This is a genomic window from Streptomyces sp. NPDC002776, from assembly GCF_053592195.1.
The window spans coordinates 184,783-197,444 of sequence record NZ_JBSFVG010000005.1 but is presented as its reverse complement, the minus strand read 5'-3'; the positions used below and the strand labels follow the sequence as shown (position 1 = coordinate 197,444).

General features: G+C 71.9%; 12 protein-coding genes. 9 read left to right on the top strand and 3 right to left on the bottom strand.

Annotated elements, in window-relative coordinates:
* The first annotated feature begins 4 nt into the window (after nt 1–4).
* Nucleotides 5–1,243, top strand: coding sequence for a glycoside hydrolase family 10 protein (locus tag ACWD11_RS12975; RefSeq protein WP_451282917.1), 1,239 nt, complete (start codon nt 5–7; stop codon nt 1,241–1,243).
* Here ACWD11_RS12975 and ACWD11_RS12970 read toward each other — a convergent pair.
* Both ACWD11_RS12970 and ACWD11_RS12965 read right to left on the bottom strand, forming a co-directional pair.
* Entirely contained in the window at nt 1,230–1,442 is a 213-nt protein-coding gene (locus ACWD11_RS12970; protein WP_389419318.1) for a DUF1918 domain-containing protein, read from the bottom strand. The genes ACWD11_RS12975 and ACWD11_RS12970 overlap by 14 nt on opposite strands.
* A 93-nt stretch (nt 1,443–1,535) precedes the next feature.
* Nucleotides 1,536–2,456 (bottom strand): DMT family transporter, encoded by a 921-nt coding sequence (locus ACWD11_RS12965; protein WP_451282915.1) that lies wholly within the window; start codon nt 2,454–2,456, stop codon nt 1,536–1,538.
* Between ACWD11_RS12965 and ACWD11_RS12960 the strand changes: the two genes are divergently transcribed.
* Together ACWD11_RS12960 and ACWD11_RS12955 are read left to right on the top strand one after the other, a co-directional pair.
* Nucleotides 2,455–3,888, top strand: coding sequence for an aminotransferase-like domain-containing protein (locus ACWD11_RS12960; protein ID WP_451282913.1), 1,434 nt, complete (start codon nt 2,455–2,457; stop codon nt 3,886–3,888). The two genes, ACWD11_RS12965 and ACWD11_RS12960, sit on opposite strands and share 2 nt — an antisense overlap.
* 104 nt (nt 3,889–3,992) lie before the next feature.
* The gene (locus tag ACWD11_RS12955; protein ID WP_389419315.1) at nt 3,993–4,586 is read left to right on the top strand and encodes a histidine phosphatase family protein; all 594 of its coding nucleotides are present in this window, start codon (nt 3,993–3,995) and stop codon (nt 4,584–4,586) included.
* On the opposite strand, the gene ACWD11_RS12950 is transcribed toward ACWD11_RS12955, so the two are convergent.
* Nucleotides 4,575–5,033, bottom strand: coding sequence for a DUF6314 family protein (locus tag ACWD11_RS12950; protein ID WP_451282911.1), 459 nt, complete (start codon nt 5,031–5,033; stop codon nt 4,575–4,577). The two genes, ACWD11_RS12955 and ACWD11_RS12950, sit on opposite strands and share 12 nt — an antisense overlap.
* Before the next feature lie 152 nt (nt 5,034–5,185).
* Between ACWD11_RS12950 and ACWD11_RS12945 the strand changes: the two genes are divergently transcribed.
* From ACWD11_RS12945 to ACWD11_RS12920, 6 genes are all read left to right on the top strand, one after another.
* The gene (locus ACWD11_RS12945) at nt 5,186–7,669 is read left to right on the top strand and encodes an alpha-L-arabinofuranosidase C-terminal domain-containing protein (RefSeq protein WP_451282909.1); all 2,484 of its coding nucleotides are present in this window, start codon (nt 5,186–5,188) and stop codon (nt 7,667–7,669) included.
* A 126-nt stretch (nt 7,670–7,795) separates the two neighbouring features.
* Nucleotides 7,796–8,824 (top strand): N-acetyl-gamma-glutamyl-phosphate reductase, encoded by a 1,029-nt coding sequence (gene argC, locus ACWD11_RS12940; RefSeq protein ID WP_451282907.1) that lies wholly within the window; start codon nt 7,796–7,798, stop codon nt 8,822–8,824.
* Entirely contained in the window at nt 8,821–9,972 is a 1,152-nt protein-coding gene (gene argJ / locus ACWD11_RS12935; protein ID WP_451282905.1) for a bifunctional glutamate N-acetyltransferase/amino-acid acetyltransferase ArgJ, read from the top strand. Before argC ends, argJ begins: the two co-directional genes overlap by 4 nt.
* A complete protein-coding gene (gene argB / locus ACWD11_RS12930) occupies nt 9,969–10,883 on the top strand; it encodes an acetylglutamate kinase (protein WP_389419310.1) in 915 nt (304 codons plus the stop codon). The genes argJ and argB overlap by 4 nt, the downstream gene beginning before the upstream one ends.
* The gene (locus tag ACWD11_RS12925) at nt 10,880–12,067 is read left to right on the top strand and encodes an acetylornithine transaminase (protein WP_451282903.1); all 1,188 of its coding nucleotides are present in this window, start codon (nt 10,880–10,882) and stop codon (nt 12,065–12,067) included. The genes argB and ACWD11_RS12925 overlap by 4 nt, the downstream gene beginning before the upstream one ends.
* A 19-nt stretch (nt 12,068–12,086) precedes the next feature.
* The gene (locus ACWD11_RS12920; RefSeq protein ID WP_389419308.1) at nt 12,087–12,629 is read left to right on the top strand and encodes an arginine repressor; all 543 of its coding nucleotides are present in this window, start codon (nt 12,087–12,089) and stop codon (nt 12,627–12,629) included.
* The last annotated feature ends 33 nt before the right edge of the window (nt 12,630–12,662 follow it).

The following is a 12,662-nucleotide window of genomic DNA, read 5'->3' as shown; positions in this document are numbered from 1 at the left end:
CGAAATGGGCCGAATCACGCGTCGGGCCTTCGCCCTGGCCACGTTGGGAGCCTTCTCGACGGCCTCGGGAGCGTCGGCGGCGCCGGAGCGGCGGCATGCGGCGGGCGGCGAGATGCGGGGCATGTGGCTGGCGACGGTCGCGGGCCGCGACTGGCCCTCCGCCGCGGGCCTCAGCGCGGCGAGACAGCGCGCCGAGCTGATCGCCCATCTCGACACCGCGGTACGGCGCCGGCTGAACACGGTGATCTTCCAGGTGCGGCCGACGGCCGACGCGCTGTGGCCCTCGCCGCACGAACCCTGGTCGGCCGTGCTGACCGGGACGCAGGGCAAGGCGCCGGGCTGGGATCCGCTCGGCACGGCCGTCCGGGAGGCCCACGCCCGCGGCCTGGAGCTGCACGCCTGGTTCAACCCGTACCGGATCGCCAACCACACGGACCTGAGCGCGCTCGTCGCCTCGCATCCGGCCCGGCGGCACCCCGACTGGGTGGTGCGCTACGGCGGGAAGCTCTACTACAACCCCGGGCTGCCCGAGGTCCGCGCCTTCGTGCAGGACGCGATGATGGACGCGGTCGAGCGGTACGCCGTGGACGGCGTGCACTTCGACGACTACTTCTATCCGTATCCGCGGGCGGGCCAGACCTTCGACGACGACGAGGCCTACGACCGGCACGGCGGCGGGTTCTCGGGCCGGGCCGCGTGGCGGCGCCACAACATCGACCGGCTGGTCCAGGAGACGTCGGCCCGGGTCCGGCGGATCCGGCCGGGCGCCCGGTTCGGGATCAGCCCCTTCGGGGTGTGGCGCAACGCGGGCACCGACCCGCTCGGCAGCGACACCCGGGCCCTGCAGGCGTACGACGACCTGTACGCGGACACCCGCAGCTGGGTGCGGCATAACTGGCTCGACTACATCTGCCCGCAGCTGTACTGGCCCATCGGCCACGCCGCCGCCGACTACGCCGTCCTGCTGCCCTGGTGGGCCCGCACGGTCCGGGGCACCGCGACGCAGCTGTACGTCGGTGAGGGGCTGTACCGGGCGGGCGACCCGGCGCAGGGCGCCGCCTGGCAGCAGCCGGCCGAGCTGTCCCGGCACCTCACGCTGGCCAAGGAGCACCCGGAGGCGCGCGGGCATGTCTTCTTCGCCGCCAAGGAGGTGGCGGCGGACCCGATCGGGGCCATGGCGCGGGTGGTCGCCGACCACTACCGGCAGCCGGCGGCGACCCCGCGCCGGCCTACATCGGGGTGATGTCCCGGTGGGGCATCCGCGTGTGCCGGATCTCGGTGTCGGGGCCGGGCGAGCACAGGCCCTCGTGCCCGTCCTCGAAGCGGACGCGGTAAGGCGGATTGCCCTCCTGGCCCAGGACTTCGACGATCTCGCCGACCTTGTCGTGCTGTCCGACCACCCTGCCGTGCTGGACAAGCTGGTCGCCCACGGTTGCACGCATCTGGGGGCCTCCTCGGCATGTGCGGGAGCAGCGGTCCGTGGCCTTGAGCCCACGGCCCGCGGGCGGCGGCGGTAAGGGGGTCGTACGACCCGCTCAACCGCGCGCCCGTTGGGTGACGGCGATGCAGACGAGCACCGCCGCGGCCGTCAGCGGGGCGGCCACTGTCAGATGCTCGCCCAGCAGCAGCACCGACCACACCAGTGTGAGCAGCGGCTGCGCCAACTGCAACTGGCTGGCCTTGGGGATGCCGATGACCGCCATGCCCCGGTACCAGACGACCAGGCCGGCGAACTGCGAGCCGGCCGCGACCCACAGCAGTCCGGTCACGCTGTGCGCGGTGAGCTGGACCGGCTCCTGGGCCAGGGCGAGCACGGCGGCGGGCACGGACACCGGCAGGCAGCACACCAGCGCCCAGCCGATGACGTGCCAGCCCGGCATGACCCGGGCCAGCCGGCCGCCCTCGGTGTAACCGGCCGCGCACACCAGCAGGGCCCCGAAGAGATACAGGTCGGCGGTGGTCAGGGCGCCGCCGCTCTGCTGCACGGTGAAGGCGACGACCGCGGCGGCGCCGGCCAGCGCGGCCGTCCAGAAGGTGCGCGAGGGCCGGGCGCCCATGCGCAGGGCGGAGAGCAGCGCGGTGGTCAGCGGGAGCAGGCCGACGACGACCGCCGCGTGCGCGGTGGTGGACGTCTGGAGCGCGAGCGTGGTCAGCAGGGGGAAGCCGACGACCACTCCGGCCGCCACCACGGCGAGCCCCGCCCAGTGCCGGCGGTCCGGCAGCGGCACCCGCAGCGCCAGCAGGCAGCCACCGGCGAGCACGGCGGCGAGGACACTGCGCACGGCCACCAGCGACCAGGGGCCGAAGCCCTCCAGGCCCCAGGCGGTGGCGGGGAAGGTGAGGGAGAAGGCGGTCACGCCGAGCGCGGCCAGCAGGGTGCCGTACGCCGGTGAGGTGCCGCTCGGGGTATCGACCGCTATCCGGCTCGGAGCGGTAGCGCTACTCTGTGCTCTCATGCAAGAGCGTAGCAGCGTCGGTGAACTGGCGGATCAACTGCGGCGAGAACTCGACCGCTACTCATACGGTGGAAAGCTCCCGTCGAGCCGGGCCCTCGTCGAGCGGTTCCGGGTGAGCCCGGTGACCGTCTCGCGCGCCCTGGCGCAGCTCGCGGCCGAGGGCCTGGTCGTCACCCGGCCCGGCGCCGGAGCCTTCCGGGCCCGGCCGCGGGCGGAGGCGACGCCCGCCGGGGACACCTCCTGGCAGGAGGTGTCGCTGAGCGCGGACAGCGCCGCCGAACTCGTGCCGCGCTCGGTGGACGCCTCCGGTGTCCTCGTGTCGCTCGCCGCTCCGCCGCCCGGAGTAATCGAGTTCAACGGCGGCTATCTGCACCCCTCCCTGCAGCCGGAGCGCGCCATGGCGGCGGCGCTGTCCCGGGCGGGGCGCCGGCCCGGGGCCTGGGGGCGGCCGCCCATGGAGGGGCTGCCGGAGCTGCGCGAGTGGTTCGCGCGGAGCATCGGCGGCGCGGTCACCGCGGCCGAGGTGCTGGTCACCTCCGGCGGCCAGTCGGCGCTCACCACGGCCCTGCGCGCGCTGGCACCGCCCGGGGCGCCGGTCCTGGTGGAGTCGCCCACCTACCCCGGCATGCTGGCCATCGCCCGGGCCGCCGGCCTGCGCCCGGTGCCGGTCCCGGTGGACCCGGACGGGGTGCGCCCCGCCCTCCTCGCCGACGCGTTCCGGGCCACCGGCGCCCGCGTCTTCGTCTGCCAGCCGCTCTTCCAGAACCCGACCGGCGCCGTGCTCGCCCCGGACCGCCGCGCCGAGGTGCTGCGCATCGCGCGCGCGGCCGGCGCGTTCGTGATCGAGGACGACTTCGTCCGACGGCTGGTGCACGAGGACGCCGGGCCGCTGCCGCGTCCGCTGGCCGCGGACGATCCCGACGGGGTGGTGGTGCACGTGTGCTCCCTGACCAAGGCCACCTCGCCGAGCTTCCGGGTCAGCGCGCTGGCCGCCCGCGGTCCGGTGCTGGAGCGGCTGCGCGCCATCCAGGTCGTCGACACCTTCTTCGTGCCCCGGCCGCTGCAGGAGGCGGCCCTGGAGCTCGTCGGCTCGCCCGCCTGGCCCCGCCATCTGCGCGCCATCTCCACGCAGTTGCGGCTGCGCCGGGACACGATGACGGCCGCGCTGCTGAGCGAGCTGCCCGAACTGGCTTTGCCGCACATCCCGTCCGGCGGCTACCACCTCTGGCCCCGGCTGCCCGACGGCACCGACGAGACCGCCCTGGCCGCGGCCGCCCTGCGCGCGGGCGTCGCGATCACCCCCGGCCGCCCGTACTTCAGTGCCGAACCCCCGGCCGCCCACCTGCGCCTGAGCTTCGCCGCGGTGGCGGGGACGGGCGAGATCGCGGAAGGGGTACGGCGGCTGCGGCGGGCCCTGGCGGAGGTCCGCTAGCCGAGGGCGGCCGGTCCTGACCTGCGAGTAAGGCCTTGGGTACGCTGGGTGACTCAGAGGTAACGCCACTTGACCTGCGCACTTCCGGGAATCACCATCTCGGCATGTCACTTCGGGTCACGTTCGTCGCCGCCGCGCGCAGCTCCTCGTTGCTCGCCGAGCGTTTCGAGGACGACCGTCCGCTGGACCAGGCCGGGTGGGACGAGGTGCAGCGCTTCGCCCATGATCTGGTGCCGCTGTCGGCGGCCGAGCTGCGCTACTGCTCGCCCACGCCGCGCAGCCGCGCCACCGGCGACGCCCTCGGGTACGCGCCCCTGGTGCAACTCGCCCTGCGCGACTGTGACATGGGCCGCTGGCGCGGGCTGACGCTCGGCGAGGCGATGGCCCGGGAACCGGCGGCGGTGGACGCCTGGCTCGCGGATCCGCGAGCCACTCCACACGGTGGGGAGTCGCTGTCGGCGTTCATCGGCCGGGTCGGCGGCTGGCTGGACACCCGGCCGGTGGAGGACGGCGGCCGGGTCGTCGCCGTGGCCGAACCCTCGGTGATCCGCGCCGCCCTGGTCTACGCCCTCAAGGCGCCGCCCGCCACCTACTGGAATTTCGACGTCCGCTCGCTGTCGACGACGACCGTCAGCGGTCGGGCGGGCCGCTGGAACCTCCGTTTCGACGGGGCGCCGGTCCAGCCCTCATGGGCGTAGGGGCCGACGCTCCCGGGCGTAGTCGGTGGTCAGGACGAGATCCTTCGCGGGGCCGCGCACCCGCCACACCGTCCGCCAGTGGTCCTCGTCGACCACGGTGAACTCGCCGCGGTAGAGGTCGGCCGAGCAGGGATGGTCCGCCACGTGCCGGCCCGTGGACAGGTCCAGGTCGTGGAAGGGGCGGCCGTCGGCGAAGCGGACGTCGGCCGTGCCGGGCGCGCTCCCGGGCAGGAAGCGCAGGGTCCGCTCGGCGGGCCGGGGCACGCCCTGCCAGACGAATGTTCCGGACTCCTCGTGCAGCAGCCCGCCCGTCTCCAGCGGGCCGAAAACAGTCGTCCCGGTGAACTCGCCCCACGCCTCGCTCGCGTGATCCCGCACGGACCGCCGCACCCGCCATGAGCCCGTCAGGTGCGCCAGCACATCTGGTACTGGCCAGAACTCGCCCATGACGCCGCTGTCTCCGTCCCGTCCGTTCCTGCGCGACCCATTGACGGGCCCCTGCCCCCTCCCTATCTTGCCGTTCGACCTTCTGGTCAACGTCCGATATCCCGAACACTTTCGAGCGACCTGCATCACGACCATCGAGCCGCGGAGTATCCATGTCACGCACCCGCACCCGCTGGAGACTCGGTCTCGCCGCCACCGCCTTCCTGGTGGCGGCCACCGGACTCGTCCCGGCACCCGCGCACGCCGAGGACGTCACCGACTACACGATCACCGTCGACCCGACGGCCCGGGGCGCGGCCATCGACGACACCATGTACGGCGTCTTCTTCGAGGACATCAACCGGGCCGCCGACGGCGGTCTGTACGCCGAGCTGGTGCAGAACCGGTCCTTCGAGTACTCCACCGCCGACAACGGCTCGTACACCCCGCTCACCTCCTGGGCGGTCTCCGGCACCGCCCAGGTCCGGGACGACACCGGCCGCCTGAACGAGCGCAACCGCAACTACCTGGCCCTCGGCGCCGGTTCGTCCGTCACCAACGCCGGCTACAACACGGGCATCCGCGTCGAGCAGGGCAAGCGGTACGACTTCTCGGTGTGGGCCCGCGCCGAGGCCGGCAGCACCCTCACCGTCGGCCTGAAGGACGCCGCCGGCACGCTCGCGACCGCCCGCCAGGTGGCCGTCTCCGGCGGCTGGAAGAAGTACACCGCCACCTTCACCGCGAGCCGCACCAGCTCCCACGGCCGCCTCTCCGTCGCCTCCACCGGAGCCGCCGCGCTCGACATGGTCTCGCTCTTCCCGCGCGACACCTACAAGAGCCAGGCGAACGGCCTGCGCAAGGACCTCGCCGAGAAGATCGAGGCCCTGGACCCGTCGTTCGTCCGGTTCCCGGGCGGCTGCATCGTCAACACCGGCTCCATGCAGGACTACAGCGAGGCGTCCGGCTGGCAGCGCAAGCGCTCCTACCAGTGGAAGGACACCATCGGCCCGGTCGAGCAGCGCGCCACCAACGCCAACTTCTGGGGCTACAACCAGAGTTACGGACTCGGCTACTACGAGTACTTCCGCTTCTCCGAGGACATCGGCGCCATGCCGCTGCCCGTCGTCCCCGCCCTGGTGACCGGCTGCGGCCAGAACCGCGCCACCGACGACGAGGCGCTGCTCCAGCGGCACATCCAGGACACCCTCGACCTCATCGAGTTCGCCAACGGCCCCGCCACCAGCACCTGGGGCAAGAAGCGCGCCGAGATGGGACACCCCAGGCCCTTCGGTCTGACCCACCTCGCCGTCGGCAACGAGGAGAACCTCCCCGACGAGTTCTTCGCCCGCTTCCAGAGGTTCCGGACCGCGATCGAGGCGAAGTACCCGGACATCACGGTGATCTCCAACTCGGGCCCGGACGACACCGGTTCGACCTTCGACCGGGCCTGGGAGCTCAACCGCGAGGGCAAGGCCGACATGGTCGACGAGCACTACTACAACAGCCCGCAGTGGTTCCTGCAGAACAACGACCGCTACGACAGCTACGACAGGAACGGCCCCCAGGTCTTCCTCGGTGAGTACGCCTCCCAGGGCAACGCCATGAAGAACGCCCTCGCCGAGGCCGCGTTCATGACCGGCCTGGAGCGCAACGCCGACATCGTCAAGCTCGCCTCGTACGCCCCGCTGCTCGCCAACGAGGACTACGTCCAGTGGCGGCCCGACCTGATCTGGTTCAACAACCACGCCTCCTGGAACTCCGCCAACTACGAGGTCCAGAAGCTGTTCATGACCAACGTCGGCGACCGCGTCGTCCCGTCCACCGCGACCGGCACCCCGGACGTCAGCGGCCCGATCTCCGGCGCCGTCGGCCTGTCGACGTGGGCGACCAGTGCGGCGTACGACGATGTGTCGGTGACGGCGGCGGACGGAACCCCGCTGCTCGGCGACGACTTCTCCGGTGACGCCTCCCAGTGGGCGCACCACGGAACGGGCAGCTGGGCCGTCCAGGACGGCGCCTACGTCCAGACCGACGAGGCCGCCGAGAACACCCTGGTCACGGCCGGTGACCCCGCCTGGCACGACTACGACCTGCATGTGAAGGCCACCAAGAAGTCCGGCAAGGAGGGCTTCCTGGTCGCCTTCGGCGTCAAGGACACGGGCAACTACTACTGGTGGAACCTGGGCGGCTGGAACAACACCCAGTCCGCCGTCGAGCAGGCCTCGGACGGCGGCAAGTCGACGCTGATCTCCAAGGCCGGGTCGATCGAGACGGGCCGCGCCTACGACATCGACATCAAGGTGCGGGGCCGCCAGGTCACCCTCTACCTCGACGGCCAGGAGTGGGGCAGCTTCACCGACGACAAGCCCGGCGAGCCGTTCCGGCAGGTCGTCACCAAGGACGCGGCGACCGGTGACCTGATCGTCAAGGTCGTCAACGCCCAGTCCGCCGACGCCCGTACGACCGTCGACCTCGGTGGCGCGAAGGTCACCTCCCGGGCCCGGGTGACCACCCTGGCGGGCGACCCGGACTCGGTGAACACGGAGACGAACACTCCGGTCACCCCGGTGACGTCCACGGTTTCCGGGATCGCCTCGACGTTCGAGTACACCTTCCCGGCGAACTCGGTCACCTTCCTGCGGATCAAGCAGAGCTAGCCGAAGATCGTCCCAGGCCCTGCCCCGCCGACGACCGCGTCGGCGGGGCAGGGCCGCGTGGAGCGGAACAGCATTGCATAAACGTGCAGCGAAACGTATAGTCATGCCATCACGGAGGAGGAATCCATGACGGTACGTGCGGCCGTGGCCGGAGCGAGCGGATACGCGGGCGGAGAGCTGCTGCGTCTGCTCCTGACGCATCCGCGGGTCGAGATCGGCGCCCTGACCGGCAACTCCAACGCGGGTCAGCGGCTCGGCGCGCTCCAGCCGCACCTGCTGCCGCTGGCCGACCGTGTCCTGGAGCCCACCACCGCCGAGGTGCTCGCCGGACACGAGGTCGTCTTCCTCGCCCTGCCGCACGGCCAGTCCGCCGCCGTCGCCGAACAGCTCGGCCCGGACACGCTCGTCGTCGACATGGGCGCTGACTTCCGGCTCACCGACCCGGCCGACTGGGAGACGTTCTACGGCTCCCCGCACGCCGGCACCTGGCCGTACGGCCTGCCCGAGCTGCCGGGCGCCCGCGCCGCGCTGGAGGGGTCCAGGCGGGTCGCGGTGCCCGGCTGCTACCCGACCGCCGTCTCCCTCGCCCTCTTCCCGGCCTACACCGCCGGACTGGCCGAGCCCGAGGCCGTGATCGTCGCCGCGTCCGGCACCTCCGGCGCGGGCAAGACCCCCAAGCCGCACCTGCTGGGCAGCGAGGTCATGGGCTCCATGACGCCGTACGGCGTCGGCGGCGGCCACCGGCACACGCCCGAGATGAGCCAGAATCTCAGCGCGGCGGCGGGGCAGAAGGTCACCGTCTCCTTCACCCCGACCCTCGCGCCCATGTCCCGCGGCATCCTCGCCACATGCAGCGCCGCCGCGAAGCCGGGGGTGAGCGCCGAGGCCGTCCGCGCCGCCTACGACAAGGCCTTCGCCGACGAGCCCTTCGTCCATCTGCTCCCCGAGGGCCAGTGGCCCGCCACGGCGTCCGTCCACGGTTCCAACGCCGTTCAGGTGCAGGTCGCGTACGACGAGGCCGCCGGACGCATCATCGCGATCAGTGCCATCGACAACCTGACCAAGGGCACCGCCGGCGGTGCCGTCCAGAGCATGAACATCGCCCTGGGACTCGACGAGACCACGGGGCTGACCACGATCGGAGTTGCGCCGTGAGCGTGACGGCAGCCAAGGGATTCACGGCGGCGGGCATCGCCGCCGGGATCAAGGAGAACGGCAACCCTGACCTGGCCCTCGTGGTCAACGACGGTCCCCGCCGCGCCGCCGCGGGCGTCTTCACCGCCAACCGCGTGAAGGCCGCGCCCGTGCTGTGGTCGGAGCAGGTCATCAAGAGCGGCGAGGTCTCCGCGGTCGTCCTCAACTCCGGCGGCGCCAACGCCTGTACGGGACCCAAGGGCTTCCAGGACACGCACGCCACCGCCGAGAAGGCGGCCGAGGTGCTCGGCCGGGGCGCGATCGAGGTCGCCGTCTGCTCGACCGGTCTCATCGGCGTGCTGCTGCCGATGGACAAGCTGCTGCCCGGCATCGAGACCGCCGCGGCGCAGCTCTCCGAGCACGGCGGCGAGAAGGCCGCCATCGCCATCAAGACCACCGACACCGTCCACAAGACGTCCGTCGTGACCAAGGACGGCTGGACCGTGGGCGGGATGGCGAAGGGGGCCGGCATGCTCGCGCCGGGCCTGGCGACCATGCTGGTCGTCCTCACCACCGACGCCGACCTCCCGAGCGACGTGCTGGACACGGCGCTTCGGGCCGCCACCCGGACGACCTTCGACCGGGTCGACTCCGACGGCTGCATGTCCACCAACGACACCGTGCTGCTGCTCGCGTCGGGGGCGGCCGAGGTCACCCCCGCCCACGAGGAGTTCGCCGAGGCCGTACGGCAGGTCTGCGACGACCTCGGGCAGCAGCTGATCCGGGACGCCGAGGGCGCCAGCAAGGACATCAAGGTCGAGGTGATCAACGCCGCGACCGAGGACGACGCCGTCGAGGTGGGCCGCTCCATCGCCCGCAACAACCTCCTCAAGTGCGCCATCCACGGCGAGGACCCCAACTGGGGCCGGGTGCTCTCCGCGATCGGCACCACGCGGGCCGCCTTCGAGCCGGACCGGCTCAACGTCGCCATCAACGGCGTCTGGGTCTGCAAGGACGGCGGCGTGGGCGAGGACCGCGACCAGGTCGACATGCGCTACCGCGAGGTGCACATCGTCGCCGACCTCGCCGCCGGCGCCGAGACCGCCACCATCTGGACCAACGACCTCACCGCCGACTACGTCCACGAGAACAGCGCGTACTCCTCATGAGCAGCGGATCGACACGCAAGCACACCGCCCTGCCCAAGGCCCAGATCCTCATCGAGGCGCTGCCCTGGCTGGTCCGCCACAACGGCAAGACCGTCGTGATCAAGTTCGGCGGCAACGCCATGATCGACGAGGACCTGAAGGCCGCGTTCGCCCAGGACGTGGTGTTCCTGCACCACGCCGGGCTCAAGCCGGTCGTCGTGCACGGCGGCGGCCCGCAGATCAGCGCCGCCCTCGACCGGCACGGCATCGTCAGCGAGTTCAAGGCGGGTCTGCGCGTCACCACCGAGGACGCCATGGACGTCGTACGGATGGTGCTGGCCGGGCAGGTGCAGCGCGAGCTGGTCAACCTGCTCAACGAACACGGGCCGCTGGCCGTGGGGTTGACCGGCGAGGACGCGCACACCATCACCGCCACCAAGCACCGGCCCGAGATCGACGGCGAGTTGGTCGACATCGGGCGGGTGGGCGAGATCACCGACATCGACACGGGCGCGATCGAGGCACTGCTGGCCGACGGCCGGATCCCGGTCGTCTCGTCGATCGCCCGTAGCCAGGACGACGGACATGTCTACAACGTCAATGCTGATACGGCGGCTGCGGCACTCGCTGCGGCACTGGGCGCCGAAACCCTCATGGTCCTCACCGACGTCGAGGGCCTCTACGAGGACTGGCCGCGCAGCGACGAGGTGATCAGCCGCCTCACCGCCGCCCAACTGGAGAAACTGCTGCCGGAGTTGAGCTCCGGCATGGTGCCGAAGATGGAGGGCTGTCTGCACGCCGTCCGCAACGGTGTGCACACCGCCCGCGTCATCGACGGCCGGGTCCAGCACTCGATCCTGCTGGAGATCTTCACGGACGAGGGCATCGGCACGATGGTCGTGCCCGACGGAACCGATCAGGGGGAGTCATGACCAACCAGGAGCTGACCGCCCGCTGGCAGGGCGCCCTCATGAACAACTACGGCACCCCCCGGCTCGCCCTCGTGCGCGGTGAGGGCGCCAGGCTGTGGGACGCGGACGGCAGGCAGTACCTCGACTTCGTCGGCGGGATCGCCACCAACGCCCTCGGCCACGCCCATCCGGCGGTCGTCGAGGCCGTGAGCCGGCAGATCGCCTCCCTCGGCCATGTCTCCAACCTGTTCATGGCCGAGCCGCCCGTCGCGCTCGCCGAGCGGCTGCTCCAGCTCTTCGGCCGGGACGGCAGGGTCTTCTTCTGCAACTCCGGCGCCGAGGCCAACGAGGCCGTGTTCAAGCTGGGCCGGCTCACCGGGCGGACCCGTATGGTCGCCACCGACGGCGGCTTCCACGGCCGCACGATGGGCGCCCTCGCGCTCACCGGCCAGCCCGCCAAGCAGGACCCCTTCCTGCCGCTGCCCGGCGACGTCACCCATGTGCCCTACGGCGACGCGCAGGCGCTGGCCGCGGCGGTCACCGAGGACACCGCGTTCGTGATCATCGAGCCGATCCAGGGCGAGAACGGCGTGGTCGTCCCGCCGCCCGGCTACCTCAAGGCCGCGCGGGCCATCACCGCCGCGACCGGCGCGCTGCTCGTCCTGGACGAGGTGCAGACCGGCATCGGGCGGACCGGCCACTGGTTCGAGTACCAGGCCCACGAGGGCGTGCTGCCCGACGTCGTCACCCTCGCCAAGCAGCTCGGCGGCGGGCTGCCGCTCGGCGCCACCGTCGCCTTCGGGCGGGCCGCCGAACTGCTCGGGCCCGGTCACCACGGCACGACCTTCGGCGGCAACCCGGTCGCGTGCGCCGCCGGACTCGCCGTACTCGACACGATCGAGAACGAGGGGTTGCTGGAGAACGTCAAGCGGCAGAGCGAGAAGTTGCGGGACGGAATCGAGTCGCTCGGGCATCCGCTGGTCTCCCATGTCCGGGGTGCGGGGCTCCTGCTGGGTATCGTGCTCATCGAGTCGCTCGCACCGCGGGTGCAGCAGGCGGCTCAGGACGCCGGCTTCCTGGTCAACGCGCCCGCCCCCGATGTCGTACGGCTGATGCCGCCGCTGAATCTCGGCGACGACGAGGTGGACGCGTTCCTCCGGGCGCTGCCCGGCGTTCTGGACGAGGCCCAAGGGGTGGACGGATGAGCCGGAGAATGAGACGACGATGAGTCAGGCGCAGGATCACGAGCACGCGGGCGCCGGGCCTGCCGTACCGCAGACCCGGACCGCCCGCCACCGCCGGATCGTGGACATCCTCAACCGGCAGCCGGTGCGGTCGCAGAGTCAGCTGGCGAAACTGCTGGCGGACGACGGGCTGACGGTGACGCAGGCGACGCTGTCCCGGGACCTGGACGAGCTGAACGCGGTCAAGATCCGCAACACCGACGGTGACTTGATCTACGCGGTGCCCAGCGAGGGCGGTTTCCGTACCCCCCGGGCTCCGCTGGGGGGGTCGGCGAAGGAAGAGCGGATGCGGCGGCTCTCGCAGGAGCTGCTGATCTCGGCGGAGGCCTCGGCGAACCTCGTGGTCCTGCGGACCCCTCCGGGGGCGGCGCAGTTTCTGGCGTCGGCGATCGACCAGGCGGAACTGCACGACATCCTGGGGACGATCGCGGGGGACGACACGTTGCTGTTGATCAGCCGGGAGGCGATGGGGGGTCAGGCGCTGGCGGAACATCTGCTGCGGTTGGCTCAGAACGGCCACTGAGAGGGGCGGTTCGGTGCGGGGCCGGGTGCGGGT

Excerpts from the sequence above, each read along its gene's own strand:
- ACWD11_RS12920 (WP_389419308.1), top strand. The coding sequence starts at position 12,087 with ATGAGTCAGGCGCAGGATCACGAGCACGCGGGCGCCGGGCCTGCCGTA.
- ACWD11_RS12945 (WP_451282909.1), top strand. The coding sequence starts at position 5,186 with ATGTCACGCACCCGCACCCGCTGGAGACTCGGTCTCGCCGCCACCGCC.
- argB (WP_389419310.1), top strand. The coding sequence starts at position 9,969 with ATGAGCAGCGGATCGACACGCAAGCACACCGCCCTGCCCAAGGCCCAG.
- ACWD11_RS12970 (WP_389419318.1), bottom strand. The coding sequence starts at position 1,442 with ATGCGTGCAACCGTGGGCGACCAGCTTGTCCAGCACGGCAGGGTGGTC.
- ACWD11_RS12965 (WP_451282915.1), bottom strand. The coding sequence starts at position 2,456 with ATGAGAGCACAGAGTAGCGCTACCGCTCCGAGCCGGATAGCGGTCGAT.
- ACWD11_RS12960 (WP_451282913.1), top strand. The coding sequence starts at position 2,455 with ATGCAAGAGCGTAGCAGCGTCGGTGAACTGGCGGATCAACTGCGGCGA.
- ACWD11_RS12975 (WP_451282917.1), top strand. The coding sequence starts at position 5 with ATGGGCCGAATCACGCGTCGGGCCTTCGCCCTGGCCACGTTGGGAGCC.
- ACWD11_RS12955 (WP_389419315.1), top strand. The coding sequence starts at position 3,993 with ATGTCACTTCGGGTCACGTTCGTCGCCGCCGCGCGCAGCTCCTCGTTG.
- ACWD11_RS12950 (WP_451282911.1), bottom strand. The coding sequence starts at position 5,033 with ATGGGCGAGTTCTGGCCAGTACCAGATGTGCTGGCGCACCTGACGGGC.
- ACWD11_RS12925 (WP_451282903.1), top strand. The coding sequence starts at position 10,880 with ATGACCAACCAGGAGCTGACCGCCCGCTGGCAGGGCGCCCTCATGAAC.
- argC (WP_451282907.1), top strand. The coding sequence starts at position 7,796 with ATGACGGTACGTGCGGCCGTGGCCGGAGCGAGCGGATACGCGGGCGGA.